General features: G+C 62.2%; 23 protein-coding genes. 7 read left to right on the top strand and 16 right to left on the bottom strand.

From position 1 onward, the window contains the following. Window positions 1-4 precede the first annotated feature (4 nt). The 3 genes from ACQUSW_RS11115 to ACQUSW_RS11105 are packed head-to-tail and all read left to right on the top strand — an operon-like array spanning window position 5 to window position 2,704. Window positions 5-466: a ribose-5-phosphate isomerase gene (locus ACQUSW_RS11115; RefSeq protein WP_428932368.1), complete on the top strand. Its 462-nt coding sequence runs from the start codon at window positions 5-7 to the stop codon at window positions 464-466. 4 nt (window positions 467-470) lie between these two features. Next, complete coding sequence (locus ACQUSW_RS11110; RefSeq protein WP_428932367.1) at window positions 471-1,226, top strand: triose-phosphate isomerase family protein; 756 nt, start codon at window positions 471-473, stop codon at window positions 1,224-1,226. Window positions 1,227-1,279: 53 nt separating this feature from the next. After that, window positions 1,280-2,704 carry a sodium:proton antiporter gene (locus tag ACQUSW_RS11105; RefSeq protein ID WP_428932366.1) on the top strand — a complete coding sequence of 475 codons (1,425 nt, stop codon included), beginning with the start codon at window positions 1,280-1,282 and terminating at the stop codon, window positions 2,702-2,704. Between the two features lie 40 nt (window positions 2,705-2,744). Here the strand turns inward: ACQUSW_RS11105 and ACQUSW_RS11100 are convergent, their stop codons facing one another. The 11 genes from ACQUSW_RS11100 to ACQUSW_RS11050 form a co-directional block, all read right to left on the bottom strand. After that, window positions 2,745-3,044 (bottom strand): hypothetical protein, encoded by a 300-nt coding sequence (locus ACQUSW_RS11100; RefSeq protein WP_428932365.1) that lies wholly within the window; start codon window positions 3,042-3,044, stop codon window positions 2,745-2,747. Continuing rightward, a complete protein-coding gene (locus ACQUSW_RS11095; protein ID WP_428932364.1) occupies window positions 3,028-3,882 on the bottom strand; it encodes a prolipoprotein diacylglyceryl transferase in 855 nt (284 codons plus the stop codon). Before ACQUSW_RS11095 ends, ACQUSW_RS11100 begins: the two co-directional genes overlap by 17 nt. Then, window positions 3,849-4,193, bottom strand: coding sequence for a hypothetical protein (locus tag ACQUSW_RS11090; protein WP_428932363.1), 345 nt, complete (start codon window positions 4,191-4,193; stop codon window positions 3,849-3,851). Before ACQUSW_RS11090 ends, ACQUSW_RS11095 begins: the two co-directional genes overlap by 34 nt. After that, window positions 4,190-5,830 carry a radical SAM protein gene (locus tag ACQUSW_RS11085; protein ID WP_428932362.1) on the bottom strand — a complete coding sequence of 547 codons (1,641 nt, stop codon included), beginning with the start codon at window positions 5,828-5,830 and terminating at the stop codon, window positions 4,190-4,192. Before ACQUSW_RS11085 ends, ACQUSW_RS11090 begins: the two co-directional genes overlap by 4 nt. Window positions 5,831-7,340: 1,510 nt before the next feature. Next, window positions 7,341-8,012, bottom strand: a complete 672-nt coding sequence (locus ACQUSW_RS11080; protein ID WP_428932361.1) for a cysteine hydrolase family protein — start codon at window positions 8,010-8,012, stop codon at window positions 7,341-7,343. Between the two features lie 2 nt (window positions 8,013-8,014). After that, window positions 8,015-9,574, bottom strand: coding sequence for a purine-cytosine permease family protein (locus tag ACQUSW_RS11075; RefSeq protein ID WP_428932360.1), 1,560 nt, complete (start codon window positions 9,572-9,574; stop codon window positions 8,015-8,017). An 83-nt stretch (window positions 9,575-9,657) separates the two neighbouring features. Continuing rightward, entirely contained in the window at window positions 9,658-10,947 is a 1,290-nt protein-coding gene (locus ACQUSW_RS11070; RefSeq protein ID WP_428932359.1) for a M18 family aminopeptidase, read from the bottom strand. A gap of 114 nt (window positions 10,948-11,061) precedes the next feature. Continuing rightward, window positions 11,062-11,907, bottom strand: a complete 846-nt coding sequence (locus ACQUSW_RS11065; RefSeq protein WP_428932358.1) for a PaaX family transcriptional regulator — start codon at window positions 11,905-11,907, stop codon at window positions 11,062-11,064. Beyond that, window positions 11,904-13,145 (bottom strand): kynureninase, encoded by a 1,242-nt coding sequence (locus tag ACQUSW_RS11060; protein WP_428932357.1) that lies wholly within the window; start codon window positions 13,143-13,145, stop codon window positions 11,904-11,906. The genes ACQUSW_RS11065 and ACQUSW_RS11060 overlap by 4 nt, the downstream gene beginning before the upstream one ends. A 39-nt stretch (window positions 13,146-13,184) precedes the next feature. Beyond that, window positions 13,185-14,189: a hydrolase gene (locus ACQUSW_RS11055; RefSeq protein ID WP_428932356.1), complete on the bottom strand. Its 1,005-nt coding sequence runs from the start codon at window positions 14,187-14,189 to the stop codon at window positions 13,185-13,187. Beyond that, window positions 14,189-15,070, bottom strand: a complete 882-nt coding sequence (locus ACQUSW_RS11050) for a tryptophan 2,3-dioxygenase (RefSeq protein WP_428932355.1) — start codon at window positions 15,068-15,070, stop codon at window positions 14,189-14,191. Before ACQUSW_RS11050 ends, ACQUSW_RS11055 begins: the two co-directional genes overlap by 1 nt. 107 nt (window positions 15,071-15,177) lie before the next feature. On the opposite strand from ACQUSW_RS11050, the gene ACQUSW_RS11045 reads away from it, so the two are divergent. From ACQUSW_RS11045 to ACQUSW_RS11035, 3 genes are read left to right on the top strand one after another with little or no spacing between them, the layout of a single operon-like run. Next, window positions 15,178-16,158 (top strand): sulfurtransferase, encoded by a 981-nt coding sequence (locus tag ACQUSW_RS11045; protein WP_428932354.1) that lies wholly within the window; start codon window positions 15,178-15,180, stop codon window positions 16,156-16,158. A 60-nt stretch (window positions 16,159-16,218) separates the two neighbouring features. Beyond that, window positions 16,219-17,211 (top strand): EamA family transporter, encoded by a 993-nt coding sequence (locus tag ACQUSW_RS11040; protein ID WP_428932353.1) that lies wholly within the window; start codon window positions 16,219-16,221, stop codon window positions 17,209-17,211. 52 nt (window positions 17,212-17,263) lie between these two features. Next, window positions 17,264-18,313, top strand: coding sequence for an NAD(P)H-dependent flavin oxidoreductase (locus ACQUSW_RS11035; RefSeq protein WP_428932352.1), 1,050 nt, complete (start codon window positions 17,264-17,266; stop codon window positions 18,311-18,313). A 14-nt stretch (window positions 18,314-18,327) separates the two neighbouring features. On the opposite strand, the gene purU is transcribed toward ACQUSW_RS11035, so the two are convergent. Further along, complete coding sequence (gene purU, locus ACQUSW_RS11030; RefSeq protein ID WP_428932351.1) at window positions 18,328-19,179, bottom strand: formyltetrahydrofolate deformylase; 852 nt, start codon at window positions 19,177-19,179, stop codon at window positions 18,328-18,330. Window positions 19,180-19,267: 88 nt separating this feature from the next. On the opposite strand from purU, the gene ACQUSW_RS11025 reads away from it, so the two are divergent. Further along, window positions 19,268-19,765: a glutaminase gene (locus ACQUSW_RS11025; protein WP_428932350.1), complete on the top strand. Its 498-nt coding sequence runs from the start codon at window positions 19,268-19,270 to the stop codon at window positions 19,763-19,765. 30 nt (window positions 19,766-19,795) lie between these two features. Here the strand turns inward: ACQUSW_RS11025 and ACQUSW_RS11020 are convergent, their stop codons facing one another. From ACQUSW_RS11020 to ACQUSW_RS11005, 4 genes are all read right to left on the bottom strand, one after another. Further along, window positions 19,796-20,533 (bottom strand): glutamine amidotransferase-related protein, encoded by a 738-nt coding sequence (locus ACQUSW_RS11020; RefSeq protein WP_428932349.1) that lies wholly within the window; start codon window positions 20,531-20,533, stop codon window positions 19,796-19,798. A 15-nt stretch (window positions 20,534-20,548) separates the two neighbouring features. Then, window positions 20,549-21,268 carry a LysR family transcriptional regulator substrate-binding protein gene (locus tag ACQUSW_RS11015; RefSeq protein ID WP_428932348.1) on the bottom strand — a complete coding sequence of 240 codons (720 nt, stop codon included), beginning with the start codon at window positions 21,266-21,268 and terminating at the stop codon, window positions 20,549-20,551. Window positions 21,269-21,305: 37 nt separating this feature from the next. Next, a complete protein-coding gene (locus tag ACQUSW_RS11010) occupies window positions 21,306-21,713 on the bottom strand; it encodes a transferase (RefSeq protein WP_428932347.1) in 408 nt (135 codons plus the stop codon). A gap of 105 nt (window positions 21,714-21,818) precedes the next feature. Further along, window positions 21,819-22,601 (bottom strand): Fpg/Nei family DNA glycosylase, encoded by a 783-nt coding sequence (locus tag ACQUSW_RS11005; RefSeq protein WP_428932346.1) that lies wholly within the window; start codon window positions 22,599-22,601, stop codon window positions 21,819-21,821. Between the last annotated feature and the right edge of the window lie 16 nt (window positions 22,602-22,617).

Below are 22,617 nucleotides of genomic sequence, written 5' to 3'. Positions count from 1 at the left end.
CCCCATGAGCGGTTTCAGGATTATCGTCGGCTCAGACGACGCAGGATTCGACTACAAAGAGGTTCTGAAAAAAGATCTCGAAGCAGACTCACGCGTAGCAAGCGTGGTCGACGTAGGCGTGGACGCCGACGGCCACACACCCTACCCGCGCGTTGCTATCGAAGCAGCGGAGCGTGTTGCCCGCGGCGAAGCCGACCGTGCACTGCTCGTGTGCGGCACGGGAATCGGCGTTGCGATGGCAGCGAACAAGGTTTCTGGCATCCGGGCGTCGGTTGCGCACGACTCGTTCTCGGTCGAGCGCCTTGTGCTGTCGAACAACGCCCAGGTGCTCACGTTCGGCCAGCGCGTAATTGGGCTCGAGCTTGCCCGTCGCCTTGCCCGCGAATGGCTCTCGTACGAGTTCGACGAGACCTCAGCCTCGGCCGAAAAAGTACAGCTGATCTGCGACTACGAGGAGCGCGAGTAACCTCATGACGCTGCGACGAACCATCGTCGCCACTAGCCTGAAAATGTATTTTGGGCACGCGCGCACCCTGGAATGGGTGCGCGCGGCAGCATCGGTGGCGATTCCCGACACGGTCGAGACCATCGTGCTGCCCTCATTTCTGTCGATCCCCGAAACCGTCGCCGAACTGCGCGACACACCCATCGGAGTCGGCGCACAAAACATGTGGAGCGACGACGCAGGAGCATTTACGGGCGAAGTGAGCGGACCCCAACTGCGCGAAGCCGGATGCCGCTTTGTTGAACTCGGCCATGCCGAACGCGAACGCCTCTTTGGCGAAGACGCAGGCCTGGTTGCCGCAAAAATCGACTCTGCCTGGCGCAACGACCTGTGCCCCATTCTGTGCCTGGGCGAAAAAGAAGAAGAAACACCGGATGCCGCAGCCAGGCGCTGCGCTGAAATTCTTCGCGACCTACTCGCACGCACCACGGGCGGCGGCGACCTCATCGTCGCCTACGAACCCGTCTGGGCCATCGGCGCACCGCACGCGGCCTCGGCGGAGCATGTCCGCACGGTGGCCGCAGCTCTGCGTGAGGTACTTGCGCAGCATCCGGCACTAAAAGACGCCCGCATTATTTACGGTGGAGCGGCAGGTGAGGGGCTTCTCGAGCAGCTGTATCCTGCCGTCGATGGGCTCTTTCTTGGCCGTTTCGCGCACGATCCGGCCGCATGGGGGCGTATTGTCGAGGAGGCCGCTGCGGTGGCAGCCAGCGACCGATAACAGGGCTCGCTGCGTACAGAGCGGCAGCGTTCGCGTAACGAGAAGGATGAGCGATGGCGGTCGAATGGTGGAGCATTATTCCGTTCGCCATTCTGCTGCTGTGCATTGCGGTTCTGCCGCTCGTGCCCGCGGCAGAGAACCTGTGGGAACGCAATAGCGTCAAGCTGGCGGTCGCGCTGGCCTGCGGCCTACCCGTCGCCCTCTGGTTTATCGTTGCCGGCCACGGCGGCGAAGTCGTGCATGCACTCGTTGAATATTTTCAATTCATCATGCTTCTGCTGGCGTTGTTTGTGGTGGCAGGCGGCATATTTTTGTCGGGCAACATTCGCGCCACACCCCGCAACAACACGATCTTCCTCGCGATTGGTGGGCTTATCGCCTCGTTTGTCGGCACAACCGGTGCCGCCATGCTACTCATCCGGCCTTTGCTGGCCACCAACCGCGAGCGCACCCACAAAGTGCACACTGTCATCTTCACCATCTTTATTGTGGCCAACTGCGGAGGCCTGCTCACGCCCCTCGGCGACCCGCCACTGTTTCTTGGCATGCTGCGCGGTGTGCCATTCACATGGACGTTCACGCTGTGGGGCCCCTGGCTCCTCGTCAACGCCCTGCTGCTGCTCACCTACTATGGCCTCGACCGTCGCGCCTATGCGCGTGAAAACCCCGAAGCCATCGCGCTCGATACGCAACAGCAGCAGCCGCTGCGCCTGCTTGGCAGCGGCCAGTTTGTGCTCTTCGCCCTCGTGATCGTGGGCGTTGCTCTTGTTCCCTCGATAGACCTCGCCGCCATCGAAGCGGGCACCGCGAGCACCATGCAGCTGCTTCCGTGGCGAGAAATTCTGTTTGCCGCCATCACCGTGGCTTCCATCGTGCTCGGCAACAAAAACATTCGCTTCGTGCACAACCGGTTCACCTGGGCGCCCATCCTTGAAGTAGCTGCCCTGTTCTCGGGCATCTTCTTAGCCATGATGCCGGCGCTCAACTACCTCGCCCAGATCGCGCCCTCACTGCCGCTCAACGCGGTCACGCTCTTCCTGTTTTCGGGCGGGCTCTCGGCCGTGCTCGACAACGCACCCACCTACGCCACATTCTTCGAGATGGCAGCACAACTGCCCGGAGACCCTCGTATCGGCGCAGGTCTTGGCGTGCCCGAGGCATACCTCATCGCCATCTCACTCGGAGCCGTGTTCTGTGGTGCCATCACCTATATCGGCAACGGACCCAACTTCATGGTCAAAGCAGTGGCCGATGCCGACGGAGTACACACCCCGTCATTCGGCGGATACATTCTGTGGGCCCTCGGCTACCTCGTACCCATCCTCGCCGCCATGGCGCTGATATTTATTGCCGATGGCACGGTAACGACCATGCTGGGTGTTGCTATTGCGGCAGCGCTCGTTGCCCGGGCGCTCTGGTTGGCGTTACGGCCTGCGCCGCATAATCCGGTTGCGGCTGCGGCGCAGCAGACGAGTTAGACGGGCCGTTCCCTAGACGCGCCGCTACCTAGACGCGCCGCTACATAGACACAATCATCGCCACGCAGACACCGAAAAGTACGACGATGCCGATACCGACGATGATTCCGAGCCCGCCAAGAATTATGCCGAGCGTAATTCCTACCCGGCCCCACACTTTGGCAGATTTTGACTGCGGCGGGCCTGAATAAACGTAGGGGGCAGCCGGTGGGGCGGCAGCCGAAAACCCGCTGATGTTGGCAGAATCGCCGCGGCCACCAAACTGGTGGTTCGATGCGCCACCAGCGTTGTCATTCGATGCGTTGTCATTCGATGCGCTGTCATCAGATGTGTTGTCCATGAAGAGGCATCCTCTCTGCAACGTTCGATGGCGTTGCTCGGAATTTACCGGTGCGGAGCATCCAGATCAAGCGCGCCACCAAAAGCGGGATAGTGATGAGTAAAAAGATTTGTGGTCGTGTAAGGCCCAGCCAGGCGATATCGTTGCCGCGCACGAACTCGACGAAGAAACGAAAAATCGCGTACGCCGCAATATAGATCGTGAGGGTTTCGCCCGCCGCAATCGGGCGAAAACGCAGCCACCACCACAGCACTGCGAACGCTGCGGCATGAAAAATAATCTCGTAGATAAAACTCGGATGCAGCGGCACACCCGCCATCGAGTGCATGCGGTCGGCGGCTGCCTGGTCGAGCACAATGCCCCACTCTCCACCCGTGGGCGTGCCTGGCCTTTCGGTAAGAAAGCAGCCGACACGGCCAAAAACCATGGCAAGCGCAACGGCGGGTGCAAACAGGTCGCCCGTGCGGTCGGGGTAGCGCACGAGACGCTTGGCCACGTGTGCGCCCAGCCACGCACCCACAAGTCCCGAAAGTATCGACGCATTGCCATAGGCGAGCTGATCAAAAAAACCCAGGTTGCGAGAAAAATCTAGGTGCTGCAGCCAGGTGCCGAGACGCGCCAGAATCGCAGCACCCAAAATAGCGCCACCCGCGATGGGGATCAGCCGAATGTCGTTGATGCGTCGCCGTCGGCGTTCCACGAGAAAAACAATCCCCGCCGCCATAAAAGCCACCGCGACCATCGCCGAATGCGTGTCGATCGGTGGTAGCCACGCGGCAACGTCATGCAGGGTAGGAAACATGGCTAGCTCAGCATCCGGAACACCATCATGAACCACAGCGGGACAGCAGCCGCCGACGCCACTGCGACCACACTCAAATACACGAGCACCAGGCGCGTATCGCCCAGTTTGCAGCGCGAACGCAACAGCCCGGCCCGGCGAGCCCGGGCATAACCAATAATCGCCACGATCGCGAATGCGAGCACCGCCAGCGGCCCCGTCACACAGGCGATGAGCGCAACGGTGGTAAAAACACACAGTCGCAGGGGGTCAAAAGCGGCATCCGGGGAACCCACCGACTCGTCGTACTGATTAAGCCCGTGAAACGAATAATGTTCCGGATGCTGCGCAGCCTCGCCCGTACTCATTGCGCACGCACCGGCAACTGTGTGCGCCGCCCCGGCACCGTCGCCCGTACGTCGCCCATGCGATCGGCGGGACGCTCGGCGGTCGCCGTAGAAATACGGGTGCGTGACAGTGGAGCCCACGCCTGCAGTGCACAGAACGGGGCACACTGATGCGCCTGCGTCTCTTCGTTGACCGTCGCCACGTGCACGCAGCATTGCGTGAGACGCTCCTCGATCATCGTGTTGATGTCCATAAACGGTTTCACCGTAACCCGCAGTACTCGGTCAGCGAGCATTGCCCGCAGACGTTTATGCTGCCCGGGCAGTTTCGACGCGGCAAGGGTGGCGATCGTGCCGATACCCAGATCACAGTTGACACAAATGTCACGCCAAATATCGACCATCGACGGATGGGACAGTGACGACTGTTCACTCAACAGATCCATGAGTGAACTTTTCACCACATCACGAATAGCCTTATTGACGTTCGAGTCGGCAATACGGTTGGCGATGAGGTCGGGGTTGAGATCGAGAAAACTCTTCAATCGTTCATGACCGATGAGGCCCACGAGCGACTTCCACTCGTCGCTGTCGTCTTTCAAAAAGTAGCCGACCGAGCAGCAGTGCGGGTGGCTACATGGCAGCGCCGTGAGGTCGTGCCACGACATGAGCCCGTCGGTCTGCTCTTCGAGTCGCGCCAAAACACCGGTATGGGTGAGCCGATTATTGGGGTCAATACCCGCCGAGCGCCCCGAACCAAATACGGGCTGCACCGTGACACCGCCCACATAAGGGGTGGCCATAGCGCGGCGAATCACATCACCGATCTCGTGATCGTTCACACCGAGAGCCGCCGTCATTGTCAGTGTCGTAAAAACACCGGCATCCGAAAGCCGCTGCAAAGCCTTATCTTTAAACCGCCGAATATCGGCACCCCGGTGATGCTTCGACGACTCGGCCGACTCCCCATCAAACTGCAAATAGATTTCGACCCGCTCGCGATGCTTCTTTAACACCTCAACAAAAGCGTCGTCTTGCGCGATACGCAAACCGTTCGAGTTGATAAGAATGCGCACGACAGGGCGAGCCACCAAATGCTCCAGCAACTGTTCGAGCCAGGGATACAGCGTCGGTTCACCACCCGACAGCATGAGTACATCGATACGGTTATTTTCGCGCGCCAACCGGGCATCGACCGACGCCAACACCTCGGCAAGAGGGGCGACCGCCGCCGCAGCCGGACTGGACTCGGCAAAACACGTGGGGCACTTGAGGTTGCAGTGATCGGTGATGTCTTCGAGCAGAATGCACGTGTGCTGCGTTTGCATCTGCGGCAGGCCATCGGCATACGCGGCAGGCACCGGTTTAAAGTTGCCCATCGTGTCGGGCGTGTGCACCTTGGTGGGCGCTGTCCACTGTTCGAGATACCGCAAAATTTCGGCCGACTCGTCGTACAGGGTCGAAACCAAACCGTGCTCAGGACACCCTCGTTCTAGCCACACCGTGCCATCACGATCGGCTAACCACCCCGAAAGACGGCGCACGTCTTCTAACGGCTGATCGGGATACTCTTCATGGCATTTCGGGCAAAACGCATTCACATAACGGTGTACGCGATAGTCACGCAAAGGCATACCCGTGCCAGCAGCAGAGCTCATGGGAGACACGATACTTGGCTTCTCCCATTTGGCCGAACAGTTGTGCACGGCCAGGGCTGCGTGACAGTTGTGCTCGGCCAGCGCTGCGTGGTGGGCGGCCGTGGTGCTTACCCTCCTCAACCATTTGGCTCAGCCACTTGGCCGAGAACAGGAAAATTGCCGGATGGCGCATGTTTGGGCCGGAATCGTCCTGTTTTGGGCAATTCTCCTGTTTCTGGCACAGCCAACCCGGCAAATTCAGAAAATAGGGCTGCGGTAGGGGGTTTTGGCTCCAGATCTTCTGGCTTCTTCACTATTTGGCTGGGCGTTTCGCCCGGTGGCCTGTTTCGTCAATCAGGCCCCCAACCACTTGACTCAGCCACTTGACTCAACCACTTGGCCGAGAACAGGAAAATTGCCGGATGGCGCATGTTTGGGCCGGAATCGTCCTGTTTTGGGCAATTCTCCTGTTTCTGGCACAGCCAACCCGGCAAATTCAGAAAATAGGGCTGCGGTAGGGGGTTTTGGCTCCAGATCTTCTGGCTTCTTCACTATTTGGCTGGGCGTTTCGCCCGGTGGCCTGTTTCGTCAATCAGGCCCCCAACCACTTGACTCAGCCACTTGACTCAACCACTTGGCCGAGAACAGGAAAATTGCCGGATGGCGCATGTTTGGGCCGGAATCGTCCTGTTTTGGGCAATTCTCCTGTTTCTGGCACAGCCAACCCGGCAAATTCAGAAAATAGGGCTGCGGTAGGGGGTTTTGGCTCCAGATCTTCTGGCTTCTTCACTATTTGGCTGGGCGTTTCGCCCGGTGGCCTGTTTCGTCAATCAGGCCCCCAACCACTTGACTCAGCCACTTGACTCAACCACTTGGCCGAGAACAGGAAAATTGCCGGATGGCGCATGTTTGGGCCGGAATCGTCCTGTTTTGGGCAATTCTCCTGTTTCTGGCACAGCCAACCCGGCAAATTCAGAAAATAGGGCTGCGGTAGGGGGTTTTGGCTCCAGATCTTCTGGCTTCTTCACTATTTGGCTGGGCGTTTCGCCCGGTGGCCTGTTTCGTCAATCAGGCCCCCAACCACTTGACTCAGCCACTTGACTCAACCACTTGGCCGAGAACAGGAAAATTGCCGGATGGCGCATGTTTGGGCCGGAATCGTCCTGTTTTGGGCAATTCTCCTGTTTCTGGCACAGCCAACCCGGCAAATTCAGAAAATAGGGCTGCGGTAGGGGGTTTTGGCTCCAGATCTTCTGGCTTCTTCACTATTTGGCTGGGCGCTTCGCCCTGTGGCCTGTTTCCTCAATCAGGCCTCCCAGCCATGTGGCCGAGAACAGGAAAATTGCCGAATGGCGCATGATTCGGCCGGAATCGTCCTGTTCTGGGCAATTCTCCTGTTTCTGGCAATACCAACCCGGCACCAGAAGTACGCGGACGTTGCCGGATGCTGATGAGCGGCGACCACACGCTAACGAGCGGTTGCCGGACGCTGATGAGCGGTGACCACACGCTGATGAGCGGTGACCGGATGCTAATGAGCGGCGAGTATTGTCGCCGTATCGGTGATCGTGATCTGGGGCGGGTACAGGCTCATCACGTGCAGCGCGGCCGCATGGTTTTCGGCCGTGGATCCGGCGCAGGCATCGGCGGCGACAAAGAGGCGCGCGCCTGCGTCGGCCCCGGCGAGTGCCGTTGATACAACACAGCAGTCGGTCGACACGCCAGCGACGACGACCGTTGCACCGCGGCCCACAACGGCCTCGAGCTCGGTGCCCCACTTGCCGAATGTGGGTAGGTCGAGAGTGGGGTGCGGACTGAGATCTGTGGCATCCGGAACCAGCGCAAAAAGCGGGTCGTCGGCGGGCTGGTCGGCAAAGGGCCAGGCCGCAAAATAGTCTCCCCACGAGGTGGTGCGGTCGGCCGTCGGAAGCCAGCGGGTGACCAGTACACGATCATCGAAGGCTGCCGCCAGTCGACGAATATTGACGAGGGCATCAGCAAAAAATGGTGAACCCCATGCGGAATCGGGCGACGCGAATATTGCCTGCGGGTCGATAACGATGAGCCAGGCGTTAGAACCGAGCGCGGCGGAATCGACGGCTGGGGAGGAATCGGCCGCCGATTCGGGGGTGAGCGCGGTATCGGCGGTAGCGGCGGCCGCTGAAGCCACGGCCGCCGCCGTTACATCTGCCGGAGTCGTCATCGCTACTCCGTCACCGCACCAGCACCAGCACCCGAGCCAGCACCAGCACCCGCACCCGAGCCAGCATCAGCACCCGCGCCCGAGCCAGCACCAGCGCCCGCACCAGCACCCACCCCAGCACTCTGGCCTTCTTCTTGGCGGCGGATACGGCCGCGGCGGGCAAACCAGGCGATGGCGAACGAGAGGACGAGGGCAAAGAATACGCCCAGGTTGGCGTAGGCCCAGTCGCCGTCTTTACCGCCTACGAGTGGCAGCAGGTAGCCCTGCCAGTTGTTCCATGGTGCTTCGTCGGCAAAGTTGTTGATGACCAGGCCCCAGCCGATCACCGAGGTGACCACCATGGTGCCGATCGATACCCAGTCCCATGATCCGTAGCGGCCGGATGCGTCGAAGAGTGCTTCTTCGTCGTAGTCCTTCTTGCGCTGCAGAATGTCGGCGATAAGAATCCCGGCCCACGAGGCGAGGGGTACTCCGAGGGTGATGAGGAACGACTGGAACGGGCCGAGGAAGTCGGCGGCGAAGAAGACCACCCAGATGGTGCCGAGCGTCAAGATGATGCCGTCGATTCCTGCGGCGGCGGGCCGTGGGATGCGGATGCCGAGGCTCAGTAGCGTGAGGCCCGAGGAATAGATGCCGAGCACGGCGCCCGAGACGAGCGCGAGGACGGCGGTGAGCAGGAAAGGCACGAGTACCCAGGTGGGTAGCAGTGTGGCGAGGGCACCAATGGGGTCGTCTTGTACGGCGTTGAAGAGGTCGTCGTTGGAACCTGCCAGCAGCAGACCGAAGATCACGAGGATGACGGGGGCGACAGCGCCGCCGAATGTGTTCCAGAACACAATTTTTCCGTCGGGGGCTGTGCGTTTTTGGTAGCGCGACCAGTCGGCGGCGATGTTGATCCAGCCGAGACCGAATCCGGTCATGACCATGACGAGCGCACCGATAACCTGCCCGATGCTGCCGCCGGGTTTCGACAGGGCAGCGGCGAAGTCAATGTGGGGGACGGCGAGTATGACGTACAGGATTGTCATGGCTCCGGTCAGCCACGTCAGGATCGACTGCAGTTTCATGATGGTGTGGTAGCCGAGCACCGAAGCGGTGACGACGAGGGCCGCCACGATCACGGTTGCCACGATTTTGAGGGCGATGCTGTCGCCGTTACCGCCCAGTTGGGTGATGACGGTGGCGGTGGCGAGCACGGCCATGATGGCGAGGAATGTTTCCCACCCGATGGAGGTGAGCCACGAAACAATGCCGGGAACTTTCTGCCCGTGCACGCCGAATGCTGATCGCGACAGCACCATCGTGGGGGTGGAGCCGCGTTTTCCTGCGATGGCGATGAGCCCGCACAAGAAGAACGACACGACAATACCGATCGCCGAGACGATGGTGGCCTGCCAGAACGAGATGCCGAAGCCGAGTACGAATGATCCGTACGACATTCCGAAGACCGAAACGTTGGCGGCGAACCATGGCCAGAACAGGTCGCGGGGCTTGGCGGTGCGCTGGGAGTCGGGAATAATCTCGATCCCGGCATGCTCAATGAGGGTGTTAGTGTCGCTCATACCTTTATCCTGGCACTGCAGATGCCTCGTCTGCTACTGCCGGGGCAAATATTTCACCGGATGCCGCGAAATTCGCGCCCCAACTATTCGCTAAAGAACGTCGTCGCTACCTGTGCGAGGTCGTACAGGTCGTTGACTCCGGCGAGTTCTCGGGCCGAGTGCATCGACAAGATAGGGATTCCCACGTCGACGGTGCGGATGCCCAGCCGAGTGGCAGTGATGGGGCCGATGGTCGAACCGCAGGGTACGTCGTTGTTCGAGACAAATTCTTGCGAGAGCACTCCGGATGCCTCACACCAGCCGTTCCACGCTGCTGCGCCTACTGCGTCGGTGGCGTAGCGCTGGTTCGCGTTGATTTTAAGAATCGGGCCGCTGCCGAGTACGGGTTGCACGACGGGGTCGTGGCGGCCCACATAGTTGGGGTGGACGGAGTGGCCGACGTCGCTCGAAAGGCACCATGAGGCGGCGTAGGCCCGGTGGGTTTCGCTGGTGGTGGCGCCGAGGCCTGCATAGATGCGTTCGAGGATGTCTTCGAGGAAGGGGCCTGCGGCGCCCGAGCGTGATGCCGAACCGAGCTCTTCGTGGTCGAAAGCGGCGAGGACGGGTATCACTTGTCCTTCGGGGGCTCCGGTGCCGGCGATGGTTTGCAGGGCGATGATTCCGGCGTGTACCGAGGCGAGGTCGTCGAGTCTGCCGCTGGCAAAGAAAGCGTTGTCTTTACCGAAGATTGCGCCGCGTGCGGCATCGGCGACGACCGCATCGAATCCACGAATGGTGAGTGGGTCTACTCCGGCCGAGCTCGCAAGCTCGCCGAGGATGTCTTCGTCCACGGGGTTGCCGAGCCCCCAGACGGGCTGCGTTTCGGTTTGTTTATTGAGTGCGAGACCGTTGTTAACGTTGCGATCAAGGTGAATTGCTAACTGGGGTAGACGCAGCAGCGGGCCGGTGTCGGCGAGCACGACCGCACCGTCGGCGAGTGCGAGGCGACCTGCCAGGCGCAGTTCACGGTCGAGCCACGAGTTCAGCAGCGGACCGCCATAGATTTCGACGGCCGCCTGTAGCCAACCGTGCGTGCCGGTGGTGGGTCGGGGTTTCAGTTTGAAACCGGGTGAGTCGGTGTGCGCCCCAAAAATGTGTGCGGGTGTGGTTGCTGTCGCTGTTGTGGGCACGGCCCAGGCGATGGCTGCGCCGTCGCGCACGACCACATAGCAGCCTCCGGGTTGCTGCGGCCAGTCGGCCGTTTCGTCGAGGCGGGTGAAGCCTGCATCTTCGAGTCGCCGTGCTGTTTCTTCGGCTGCGTGATAGCTCGATGGTGAGGCGTCGACAAAGTCGGCGAGGTCGTGAGCGTGGTGGAGGGCAGCGGTGTGGGCCATAGGAGAAAACCTTCTGTGACTCGGTAATGCGGAGCATCCGGATGCTGGAATACGCGGTTTCGATGCTAGCTGGGCTGCCTGTGTGTGCCGTTATGTCCGGCGCGCCACGCACTGTTACGGCGCGATGATGCTGGCTGCATAGTTGTGTGCGGTGGTGTGCCAGCGCTCGTGCAGCTGACGGAATAGTCGTGTGCTGCGCGGCGCAGGCCAGTCGGCGGGTAAGAGGTGCGGGGGCAGGCCCGGGTCGATGTAGGCAATAACCCGCCAGGTGTCGATGAGACGCACGTAGCGAGCGAAGAGGGCGGCCTTCGGTGGCGCGGCATCCGGGTTCGTAAGGGTGCTGTGGTGGGGTGTGTATTCGCGCAGAAAAAGATCGTGGTGGCTGCGGATACGGTCGAGATCCCACCAGCGGGCCGCGGCTGTGGGCAAGGGAATGCCCGGTTGCGGGTCGTGCGCGCGAATCAGTGTTGTGGCGTGGCGCACACCCAGGTGCACGGTGATTTCTTCGACCTCTTCGGCCAGGTGGCCGGGGCAGATCCACAGGCCGGGCGCGAGGATTCCGGCACCCAGATAGTGCAGGCGTGTGCGCAGCTGGTGGCGGGTGTGACGCTGGTTTTCGGGCAGCGAATACGAGATGAGACACCAGGGGTCGGTGCGGCTCATGCTGCGGGGATGAAAGATGCGGCGGTCGCCATGTTCGAGCATGCGGTGGGCGAGGGGGTTCAGCTGGTAGTAGCCGCGACCGGTGGGCGAGGACAACAGCAACTGCTTGCTTTTGAGGCGGGCTAGGCCGGTGCGGGTGCGGGCCGCGTCGATGCCGAGCTGGTGGGTGAGGGTGATGAAGGCTGCCGCCGTGATTGTTCCACCGTGCTGGCGCACAAACAGGCCCGTGATGGTGCGTAGGAGCGAGGTTGTGCTGCCGGCGCGGGCATCAATGTCGTCGAGTGCGGGTGTAGTCATGCGGCAAGGTGACGGGCAATAGCGGTCACGCCGTCGAGTACTTCTCGGTGCGATGTGCTGAGCGGCGAGAGCCCGAGCCGAATGCCGTCGGGGTTGCGGAAGTCGGGAATCACGCCCTCCTGCCACAGGCCAGCGGTCACGCGGCGAAAATCGGGGTGGCCGATGGTGATGTGGCTACCGCGCTTGTCGGCTTCGGTGGGGCTGAGTAGCCGTACACCGAGTGGTTGGAGAAGGCCACGCCACGCATCGACGGCAAATGCGGTGAGCGAGAGCGATTTTGTGCGCAGCGCGGGCATGCCCGCTTCGTCGATGAGGTCGAGCATGTCGCCGACCGCGAGCATCGAGGTGACCGGCGGTGTGCCACTGAGCATTTGCCGGATGCCGGGGGCCGGCGTGTAACTGTCGGCCATGGCAAAGATGTCGGCAGCGCCCCACCAGCCGTAGATCGGCTGCTGCAGGGTGCCGTGGTGGCGCTCGGCAAGATAACCGAAGGCGGGGGAGCCCGGGCCACCGCACAGGTATTTGTAGGTGCAGCCGACGGCCATATCGACCCCGTGGGTGTCGAGTTGCAGGTCGAGGGCTCCGACGCTGTGGCAGAGGTCCCACAGCACAAGGGCACCGGCGGCGTGTGCCTGCGTGGTGATCGCCGGCATGTCGGCGATAGCGCCCGAACGGTAATCGACGTGGCTGAGTACCACGAGGGCTGTGGCCGGGGACACGAGTGGTTCGAGGTCGGTGGTGGTGATGGCGGTGGCACCGGTGGCATCGCCAGAATCGACCCAGACGATGCGGCATCCGGTTTCTTGGGCGATGCCCTCGAGCAAGAACCTGTCGGTCGGAAAATTGCCGCGCTCAATAATCACTTCGTCGCGTCCGGCGGGCCGGTGATCGAGTGCTGCCCGCATGAGTTTGTACAGCACGATGCTCGTCGATTCGGCAACGATTGTTTGTCCGGATGCAGCACCCAGGCACGTGCGTGCAATGTGGTTGCCGAGCTTTTCTGGCAGTGCCATCCACTGCTCGTCCCACGAACGAATAAGTCGTGTGCCCCAGTCGTGGCGCACAAAGTCGGCGAGCTTCTCGGCTGTGCCGACCAGTGGTCTGCCGAGCGAGTTGCCGTCGAGGTACGCGGTGACGCCGGGCATGGGAGCAAAGCGATTGCGCAGGGCTGCGAGTGGGTCGGCCTCGTCGAGGGCCTGGGCCTGGTGTGAGAGATCGAGCGTGGCGTCGGTGGTCATGGCGGGTCTTTCGGGAACGTTCGGGAACGAGAAGGGCTTTTACGGGGCAGTGTTGTCGGCTGCGGCGTCGTCGGCGGTGAGTCGCCGCGCCGCTGCGGGGTTGTCGAGGGGAGTTAACAGCAGGGGTTCGCCCGGCGTGACGGGCGATGCAGGAGAGAGTGCGGTGAGCAGGTCGATTCCTGTGACGCCCGCTTCGCGCAGCGCCACAATTTCTGGTTCGCGAACATCAACGACGCCCTCGCCGTTACCCATATCGGTGCCGTAGAGCACATCGCCGCCGAGTGAACGAAAGCGGCGAATGTTGTCGATGGCGGTGGCGCGGTCGGCATCGTCGTGAATCGCCAGGGTCGAGATCCAGGCGGCGGATGCTGCATGCATGCGCAGTTCGCTACTGCTTAACCGTTCACTAAACGGGGCGTGGGCGAGTAGCGCTGCCCCCAGACGTACGGCGCGCGTGGCCTGCCCCGGCCCTTCGGCGTGCGCAACAACGGCGAGGCGGTGCTGGTGTGCGGCACGCACAATGGCGGTAAACAGTTCGTCGCTGAGGGTCGGGCCCGCCAGCGAATGCGCGACGACTTTAATGAGCGTGGCTCCGCCTGCAGCGGCTGCGCGCACGGCCTGGGTAGCCTGTTCGGCATCGGCGATCTCTGCCACGGCCCCGGATGCCGCCCACGACCGATCACTCGGGTAACCACCCGGTGCGGTCAGAAACGGCCCCGCCCACACCGTTGTCACACTCGGTTCGTCGTGCGCGAGCGTCTCGGCGAGCTCAGCGATAACGCTGCTCGTGCCGCCGAGATCGACGACGCGGCCGAGGCGGCTAGACGGCAGCGCTGCGCTGTCGACCAGCTGCAGATGCGTGTGATGGTCGGTAAAACGACCCGTCACAACACTGTCGGTACGGCCGTCGTCGCCGTCGAGGCGAGGGGTGCCCGGAGGCGGTGGTTGAGCGAGAAGCCGCACACCGGATGCCCCCGGTTCTGGATGCTCAACAATAAGCGTGCCCTCACGCAGTTCACCATCAAAAAATGTGACAGCACGCATTAGGCACCAATCTCGGTGCGTACCGAATACAGCTCGGGAAAGAAGGTGAGGTCAAGCGCTCGCCGCAAAAAGTCGACGCCGCTCGAACCACCCGTGCCGCGTTTCCATCCGATCGTGCGTGCCACGGTGCGCAGGTGGCGGAACCGCCAGAACTGAAAATTGTCTTCGACGTCAACCAGTTCTTCGCAGGCCTCGTAGAGTTCCCAGTGCTCGTGATGGTTGACATAGATTTCGCGGATGAGCGGAATCAGGTCGGTGTGCTCTCGATACGGTTCGCGTACGTCACGGTCAAGAATTTCTTGGGGTACAGCCAGGCCACGACGAGCCACGAAACGCAAAAATTCGTCGTACAGGGTGGGGCGCTCATACTCGGCTAAGAGCAGGGCATGGTTTTCGGCATGATTGTCGAAGACGCGCAGCATCCGGCCATTCTTATTGCCCAGCGCAAACTCAACCGCGCGATACTGCACCGACTGAAAACCCGAAGACGTGCCTAAGAATCCGCGAAACTGCGCATATTCGGTGGGTGTGAGTGTGGCCAACACCGACCACTGCCGGGTAATGACGTCTTGAATATGTTTGATGCGCGCAATGGGTTTGAGGGCTTCGCGCAGGTCGTCGGCCGCTAAGAGTTCGCGGGCTTTACTCAGTTCGTGCAGCATGAGCTTGAGCCACAGCTCGGTCGTCTGGTGCTGAATAATAAACAGCATTTCGTCGTGGTGTTCCGGAACACTCACCGGATGCTGCGCACTGAGCAGTCGGTCGAGGTCGAGATAAGAACCGTACGTTTCGCGCTGGCGCAGGTCGGTGACGATTCCCTCTTCGAGGTCGCGTTCATTGCGGTTGTGGGTATCGGCTTCGGAACGAGATGCCGTAGTCACAGAGGCCTCCTTGCTGATGCTGCGTATGGGCAACGCCGCCCACCCCCACAACATAACGCAAGCGTGCCGCGCGTCACAAGAGTGAAATGTTCCGCGTATGACGCTGCATGACCCAGCGTGACCCCGTATGTCAACCGCGCTACCGCGCCCGCGCGAAGAGGCCGACGCTCGATAACATCATGACCCCGCCGACCACCGTGCCCAACTCCACGCCCGCCAGCGTGCTCATCGAACCGCACGGCCTCGCCGAACTCCTCGCGCAGCAGCAGTTCTCACCGCATCGCCGCCTGCGCCTGCTCGACGTGCGCTGGCGACTCGATATTCCCGAGGGGCGCCCCGACTATATTCGCGGCCACCTGCCCGGTGCCGTCTATGTCGATCTCGAAAGAGAATTAGCGCAGCGCAGCAACCCGGCATCCGGAAGACACCCCGTACCCGCCACCGCACGTTTAGAGCGCGCCGCCCGCGGATGGGGGCTGCGCCCCGGCGACATTGTGGTTGCCTACGACGACATCAGCGGTGTGGCCGCGGCACGCCTATGGTGGCTGCTGCGCCGCACGGGTGTCGATGTGCGCGTACTGAACGGAGGCCTAACCGCGTGGGTTCTCGAAGGACTGCCGATCGAGCACGGCGACGTACGGCCGCCCCGCGGCACCATTCACCTGACCGCACCCACCGGCGACGACGAGCTCACCGCCGACACCGTCGAAGAATATGCGCGCACCGGCATCGTGATCGATGCCCGCTCGCCCGAACACTACAGCGGCCAGCGTGCTCACCCTGACCCCCTCGGCGGCCACATCCCGGGTGCCATCAACCTGCCCACGTTGGCGCACATCGACAGCAACGGGCGCATGAACGCACAGCACTGGCTGCGCCGCACCTTCTCACAGGTAGGAATAACGCCCGGTAGCGAAGTAGGAATCTATTGCGGCTCGGGAATAGCCTCGGCCCACACTGCACTCGCCCTGCACAGCATCGGTGTCGCATCGCGCATCTACACCGGCTCATGGAGTCAGTGGGCACACTTGCGCGGCCGATATATCGCCACCGGCATACTGCCCTACGGGTCACTCCAGCCTCTGTGAAGCGCGCGCTGCGAGGTAACCAAGTAGACGTCGGGCGGCATTGTTTGCCAGGCTGTACCTATGCAGTTCCGTATTCCGGGGGGAATCGGCGCATCCGTGGCTCTCATGCTCGGTTCAGCGGTGTCATTGCAGTTTGGTGCAGCGCTGGCCGTGCAACTGTTCCCTGTGCTGGGCGCGTGGGCGGTCACAGCACTGCGTCTGTCTATCGCCGCCCTCATCGTGCTCATTGCCGTGCGCCCGCGCGCGCACCGCTGGAACAAGCAGCAGTGGTGGGCGGTGATCTGGTTTGGTGTCTCACTCGCGGGTATGAACGGTGCCTTTTACGCCGCTATTGAACGCATTCCGCTGGGCACGGCTGTGGCTATTGAGTTCTTAGGGCCACTATTTTTGGCCGCAGCTCTCACACGAACCGTGCGTGATTTCTCGTGGGTGGGGCTCGCGCTTACCGGCATGATCTTGATCGGTATTGACGGCATTGCGGGGGCAGAAAAGCTCGATCCGATCGGGGCCGGATTCGCGCTTGTCGCCGCGGCTTTTTGGGCGTATTACATACGCAAAAGCACCCGCGTGGGCATTCTCATCCCCGGCATTGGTGGCCTTGCCGTGGCCCTCGCGATTGCCTCGGTGCTGCTATTGCCGTTCGGAGTTCCGGCAGCGATCGCGGTGGCTGTCGACCCGCACCTGCTCATCTTGGCGGTGGGTACGGCGCTCTTGGCATCGGTGATTCCCTACACTCTCGAACTCATTGCGCTGCGACGACTACCGCAGCGCGTATTTGGTGTGCTGCTCAGCCTCGAACCTGCCATCGCAGCCCTTGCCGGGTGGATGCTGCTCGCCCAGGTGCCCACACTGCTGCGCATGCTCGCCATTGTGTGCGTCGTGGCAGCCAGCGTCGGTACGACACTGAGCGCTCGGCGGGCCACCGTGCGCGAACAAGAGGCAGCCCCCGAAATCGCCCGCATGACAGCACCCATACCGATCATCGCCACAGAGCACGACATCGCCGAGGTCCACGAGCACGACAGCGCCGAGCCCCGCGAGCACGACGAGTAATACTCCCGTCACACTTGCCCCGGTGCCGCTCGGGCAGGCGTAGCGTAAGGGCATGACCGATTTGCGCAGCCTCGTCGACCTCACCGCTCCCATTGTTTTAGCGCCCTTTGGTGGTTTATCGTCGGTTGCGCTCACGGCCGCGGTCAGTAACGCCGGTGGCCTCGGTTCGTACGGCTTCTATGGATATACCGGCGACCGCATACGTTCCACGATCGACGAATTGCGGGCAGCCACCGATCAACCCTTTGCCGCCAATATTTGGCTTCCTACCGGCGAAGAAGTAGCTCCGGATGCTGCGCACGACGCCTGGGCTCGCGCCCTCGCACCATTCTATGCCGAGGTTGGCATACCCGTCCCTCCGCGCCCTGACCAGTACCTTCCCTCGCACGACGAACAGCTCGACGCCATTTTTGCTGCTGCCCCTGCCGTGCTGAGTATCGTCTATGGGGTGCCCGATGCGGCCACGGTGGAAGAAGCGCACCGGCGCGGCATCCGGGTGGTGGGAACAGCAACAACCGTGCCTGAGGCTGTTGCCCTTGCCGAAGGCGGTGTCGATGCTGTCGTGGCAACGGGCGCCGAAGCGGCAGGCCACCGGGTATCGTTCTTGCGCGAGGCAGAGCGGTCGCTCGTCGGCACAATAGCGCTCGTGCCGCAGGTGGTCGACGCCGTCGCGGAGTGGAATATTCCTGTTATTGCCGCGGGCGGTATCGCTGACCGGCGCGGAGTTGCAGCAGCCCGCGCACTGGGCGCCAGCGGGGTTCAGGTGGGAACAGCGTTCCTCGCAGCGCACGAATCTGCCGCCAACAAGTCACACCGCTACGCAATAGCGCACACCGCAGCCCACGAGAGCGTACTCACACGAGCCATGAGTGGCCGGTTGGCGCGCGGCGCTGAAAACCGGGTTGTGCGTGAAATTGAAGCATCCGGAAGCATCGCACCATTCCCGGCACAAAACTGGCTCACCGGGCAGTTTCGCGCACCTGCCGGGCGACAAGAAAAAGGCGAACTGCAATCGCTGTGGCTGGGGCAGTCGGCACCGCTTGCTCGCGCAGTCTCGGCTACAGAAGTCTTCGCCGAACTCGCTGCGGGGCTGAGGGCGTAGCGTTACCGAACCCGCTAAAGAATCACGGTCGAATGGCCGTGCACAATAACGCGGTCTTCACAGTGCCATTTCACGGCGCGAGCCAACACCAGGCGCTCCACTTCGGCGCCACGGCTTTGCAATTCGGCTGCCGATTCGGCGTGTGTTACGCGCGTGACATCCTGTTCAATAATCGGGCCTTCATCAAGGTCGGCCGTGGCATAGTGGGCGGTCGCGCCGATGAGCTTCACGCCACGCTCCTTGGCCCGCGCATAGGGGTTCGCGCCAATAAACGCCGGGAGGAATGAGTGGTGAATGTTGATCACCGGTGCCTCGATACGGCGCAAGAAGTCGTCACTCAGAATCTGCATATAGCGCGCGAGCACCACCAGATCGACATTGCCATGCAACAGTTCGATCTGACGGTTCTCCATCTCGGCCTTATCTTCGGCAGGAATATGCACAAACGGCACACCAAAAGTGCGCACCTGGTTCGCCAAATCGGGGTGGTTCGACACGACCATCGTGATGTCGATATCGAGCTGGCCCCGCTGCGCCCGCCACAGCAGCTCCATGAGGCAGTGGTCGTAGCGCGAAACAAAAATAGCCACACGCTTGCGGCGTGAAACATCGTGCAGCGACCAGTCCATGCGAAAACGCTCCGCAACCTCGGCCACCGAAGCCTCTAACGCCGGACGTTTGGCGGCAAGACCATCCAGGTGCAACACGGTGCGCTGAAAAAACCGGCCGTCTTCGGCATCGGTCGAATGCTGATCGAGAGAAATAATGTTCGCCCCGTGCTCGGCAAGAACGCCCGCCACCGCCGAAACAATGCCGGGCTGATCGGCACACGTGATCAAAAGTCGGGCGGTATCGGGCTGGGTCATCGTTTCTCCTCGTGCTCAAGCACAGTATCCGCAGCAATTCTCCCCCTCCCACGGCGCAGAGGCGAATCGGCAGCATTACGCTGGGGGCGTGGACAACACCGACAATGCCGCGAGCGTCGCACTGCAGGCGCTGGAAACAGCTCTGGCAGACGCCCGGCAGCGGGCCGCCGCAGCGGAACTACCGCAGGAAGGCTTGGGCGTGCTCAAACAGGGGCGCTGGCGTGGTCGAAGGATCGTGCGGGCAGGCAGCGCCTGGCGCCTGGGTGCGCTGCTGCTGAGCGATGACCAGGTTTTTGGCACCGGCACAATTTTTCGCGCTGCCCACCACGTGCGCCGTGGATACACCGCCGAATCGGCCCGCTCCCGCGCGCAGCTGCAGGCCGAAGCGCACCGCGGCGGCTTTCGTGATGGCGAAGTGGTGCACCTGGACTGGACGACGATCGACACCGTGCAGTTGGCCGAGCAGCAGGCATCCGGGCCCCTCATACTGCTGGGCAACATACCGCACGTGAAATGGAGTCGCACAGGCGACCCCGCGCCGCTGGCAGGTTATCTTGACGAACAGTTGAACCTGCAGGGCGCGTGACCGGCGCTGTGCTGGTGCTGGGTCCGTGAGCTAGAGTGACGCGGCCGTGATCGGTAAGCGGGCGAAACGGTGCAGCAGACGCACCGGCTCACTCACCGCTGCTGCCACGACACGGCTGCGTACCGCCTCGAACTGCGCGGGATCAAAATAGCCGGTCGACCGGTAAAACGTCATGCGGTGCGCGAAGTCGGCCGGGGTTACTTCGGGGTGAAACTGCGTTGCATACACGGTGTCACCCACCCGGTACGCCTGCACGGGGCAGGCGTCGTTCGTAGCGAGCGGCACGGCGCCCGCGGGCGCGGCTGCTGCCGCCTCTTTATGGGCGGTGAATGCGAGAAAGGAGGGCCCGGCGGGGCCAAAAACGGGGTCGATGGCGGCGTTGGGGGTGACGGTTACTGTGGCGGCGCTGGCGGGCTCAGGAAAATCACGCACCACCTGGCCGCCCAGCATCCGGGTGAGCACGCCAATGCCGTAGCAGGTGAACATGGCCGTTGTTGCGGCATCCAGGGCCCTTTCGGCAATGCGTTCGAGATCGTGTTCTACTCGACGCTGCAGGTCAGACACATCGGCGTCGGCGACGTTAAAGGGCGAACCGCCCACCACAAAACCCCGGTGGCGCTGCAAATCGTGGTCGCTCAGTGGTGCCTGCACCAGATCGATGCGCGACAGTTCTTCCGGGGCCAGACCCATAGCGGAGCAGAACGACGCATATTCTGCATCGGCGGCATCACGTTCTGGTCGAACCCCCACATACGCCAGTTCTTGCATGCTCAAAAGCCTATGTCAGCGTGACGAGTTCGATGTGCGCCCGCGAACGACACCGATAAACGCCGTCACCTCTACCGGCTCATGGTCGCGCCGCCACACCAGGCCCACGGGCAACGGTGGGCCATCGGTCAGTGGACGGTAGCCGACATCGCCGCGCTGGTGCAGCCGCGCCAATGACATCGGCACAACCGTGGCACCCACCCCGGCGGCAACCGTGGCGATCGCTTCTTCGGGGGTGAGCGGTGCAGTATCGATCCACTCCGGATGCCGCAGGTCGGCCGCCGCAATCACTTCGTCGTTCAACGGCAGCAGCCCCTGCCCTTCGAGGTCAGCCAGGGCGAGTTCGTTGGCGGCGAGCAAAAAAGAGTCGCGGTGTGCCACGACCACGGCCAACTCGGTGTAGAGGCGAATAACGTGCAGGTCGTCAGGGGAGCCGGATGCTTCTCTATCCAGCCGCGCGATAGCAATATCAACCGTGCCCTCACGCACTGCCTGCACAGCGTCGCGCGCAGCAACCTCAACCAGTTCGAGAGGGGCGCGCGAAAAACGTTGCTGCCACGTGTCGACCCATTTGCCGGGCGTGGCACCGGGAATGACGCCTACGCGCAGACGATGCTGCGGTGTCGGTGCCGGCGTTTCGGTCGGCTGGGATTTTTTTGGTGCTGGGGCGGGCCGTGCCTGGCGTGCACGCTGCGCGCCGGGGGAGCGGCGCGCAGAGAACCGCTTACGAGCCATGGTGTTTAGAGTACCGGGGCCCGCCCGTGATCACCTTCTAGGCAGCCAACCAAAAACCTTTGCGGTCAGGGTTGACTTCGGATTGTGGTGGTATTGATTCGTCGTGACCGATGCGCACGCCGGCGGCCACGCGAGTGTCGGCACCAATAAAGGTGCGCACACCAATTTGCGCGCGATCGCCAATTACTGCGCCGGGCCCCACGTGAGCGTGAGCTTCAAGCGATGCCCCTGCTCCTACTCGGGCGTCGCTTTCTACCCAGGCGCCTCGAGCCAAGTGTGCCCCTTGCCCTACAAGGGCTCCAGGTTCGACATAGGCTCCCGACGCGATATATGCCTCTCGGTGCACCTTCGCGCCGTGCGCGACGAATCCTCGACCATTGGGGTGCTTGCGATAGCGCAGCGTGCCACCCTGGTCGTCTTCGATGTCGATGTAGTTCTTGCCCACAGAAACCTCCCGTCAGCCGGAACGTCCGGACTTAGACATAACCACGCTCAGTCTCATTTCATTCCCGTGAGAATAAAACGGCGTAGACAAAGCTGTCCGCGCGCGTTATAACGGGGCTTTTTGGCAGTGCGGGCACCAGAATACAATGCGCTGCTGGTCGGCTCGGGCCCCGATGTTTCCGCGCTCGATCAGTGTTCCACATCGCAAGCAGGGTCGGCCAGCTCGGCCATACACCCAGTGGGTGCGCCCGCGGCGTGTGTCTCCCGTGAAGGTGCGCCGCACGCGATAGCGGTTGGCCTGCAGCGTACGGGCACCGAGGGTGATGAGTGCTGCAACGTCAACATCGCTGGTGGGTGTGGTTGGCATGATTCCGCGTAAGAACAACAGTTCTGAACCGTATTCATTACCGAAACCGGCAACATTGCGCTGGTCGAGGAGCGCTACATGGATGGCCCGCGGGTCGGACTGCACTCGTGCGACAGCCTGCGGGGCATCCCAGTCAGAGGCCAGCGGGTCGGGGCCCAGGTGGCCGATCAGTGCGGCTTCGTTTTTTGTCGGTGTGACTTCGACCATCGCCAGGTCAACGCCGACGGCGACGGATGCTGCTGTGCCCACGACGGCCCGAACCCGGTGATCAGCGTGCCGATAACGCTGCCCGGGTGGGTAGAGCAGCCAGGCTCCCTCCATGCGCAGGTGTGAGTGCAGTGTATTGGTGCCGATGCGCAGGAGAAGGTGCTTTCCTCGAGCAACCACCTCGTGCACTGTGGCTCCGGTGAGGTCGACTGTCGCGGCGCGCGGAACACGCACATCGAACGTCGTCACGGTGTGACCGGCCAGCGCAGCGTCGAGACGGTGAGCGGTGCGAAAAACAGTGTCACCCTCGGGCATCAGTGTCACCCTCGGG

The sequence above is a fragment of the Microbacterium luticellae genome (assembly GCF_050408645.1).
Classification (GTDB): Bacteria; Actinomycetota; Actinomycetes; order Actinomycetales; family Microbacteriaceae; genus Microbacterium.
The sequence above is the reverse complement of the archived record's forward strand: the minus strand, read 5'-3'. Positions and strand labels throughout refer to the sequence as shown.

What these genes read in the sequence shown, in the direction of transcription:
- ACQUSW_RS11070 (WP_428932359.1), bottom strand. Translation starts at nt 10,947, where the DNA reads ATGGCCCACACCGCTGCCCTCCACCACGCTCACGACCTCGCCGACTTT.
- ACQUSW_RS11020 (WP_428932349.1), bottom strand. Translation starts at nt 20,533, where the DNA reads ATGCAAGAACTGGCGTATGTGGGGGTTCGACCAGAACGTGATGCCGCC.
- ACQUSW_RS11075 (WP_428932360.1), bottom strand. Translation starts at nt 9,574, where the DNA reads ATGAGCGACACTAACACCCTCATTGAGCATGCCGGGATCGAGATTATT.
- ACQUSW_RS11090 (WP_428932363.1), bottom strand. Translation starts at nt 4,193, where the DNA reads ATGAGTACGGGCGAGGCTGCGCAGCATCCGGAACATTATTCGTTTCAC.
- ACQUSW_RS11110 (WP_428932367.1), top strand. Translation starts at nt 471, where the DNA reads ATGACGCTGCGACGAACCATCGTCGCCACTAGCCTGAAAATGTATTTT.
- ACQUSW_RS11015 (WP_428932348.1), bottom strand. Translation starts at nt 21,268, where the DNA reads ATGGCTCGTAAGCGGTTCTCTGCGCGCCGCTCCCCCGGCGCGCAGCGT.
- ACQUSW_RS11060 (WP_428932357.1), bottom strand. Translation starts at nt 13,145, where the DNA reads ATGACCACCGACGCCACGCTCGATCTCTCACACCAGGCCCAGGCCCTC.
- ACQUSW_RS11055 (WP_428932356.1), bottom strand. Translation starts at nt 14,189, where the DNA reads ATGCGTGCTGTCACATTTTTTGATGGTGAACTGCGTGAGGGCACGCTT.
- ACQUSW_RS11005 (WP_428932346.1), bottom strand. Translation starts at nt 22,601, where the DNA reads ATGCCCGAGGGTGACACTGTTTTTCGCACCGCTCACCGTCTCGACGCT.
- ACQUSW_RS11080 (WP_428932361.1), bottom strand. Translation starts at nt 8,012, where the DNA reads ATGACGACTCCGGCAGATGTAACGGCGGCGGCCGTGGCTTCAGCGGCC.
- ACQUSW_RS11040 (WP_428932353.1), top strand. Translation starts at nt 16,219, where the DNA reads ATGCAGTTCCGTATTCCGGGGGGAATCGGCGCATCCGTGGCTCTCATG.
- ACQUSW_RS11045 (WP_428932354.1), top strand. Translation starts at nt 15,178, where the DNA reads ATGACCCAGCGTGACCCCGTATGTCAACCGCGCTACCGCGCCCGCGCG.
- ACQUSW_RS11100 (WP_428932365.1), bottom strand. Translation starts at nt 3,044, where the DNA reads ATGGACAACACATCTGATGACAGCGCATCGAATGACAACGCATCGAAT.
- ACQUSW_RS11115 (WP_428932368.1), top strand. Translation starts at nt 5, where the DNA reads ATGAGCGGTTTCAGGATTATCGTCGGCTCAGACGACGCAGGATTCGAC.
- ACQUSW_RS11085 (WP_428932362.1), bottom strand. Translation starts at nt 5,830, where the DNA reads ATGAGCTCTGCTGCTGGCACGGGTATGCCTTTGCGTGACTATCGCGTA.
- purU (WP_428932351.1), bottom strand. Translation starts at nt 19,179, where the DNA reads ATGACCCAGCCCGATACCGCCCGACTTTTGATCACGTGTGCCGATCAG.
- ACQUSW_RS11105 (WP_428932366.1), top strand. Translation starts at nt 1,280, where the DNA reads ATGGCGGTCGAATGGTGGAGCATTATTCCGTTCGCCATTCTGCTGCTG.
- ACQUSW_RS11035 (WP_428932352.1), top strand. Translation starts at nt 17,264, where the DNA reads ATGACCGATTTGCGCAGCCTCGTCGACCTCACCGCTCCCATTGTTTTA.
- ACQUSW_RS11065 (WP_428932358.1), bottom strand. Translation starts at nt 11,907, where the DNA reads ATGACTACACCCGCACTCGACGACATTGATGCCCGCGCCGGCAGCACA.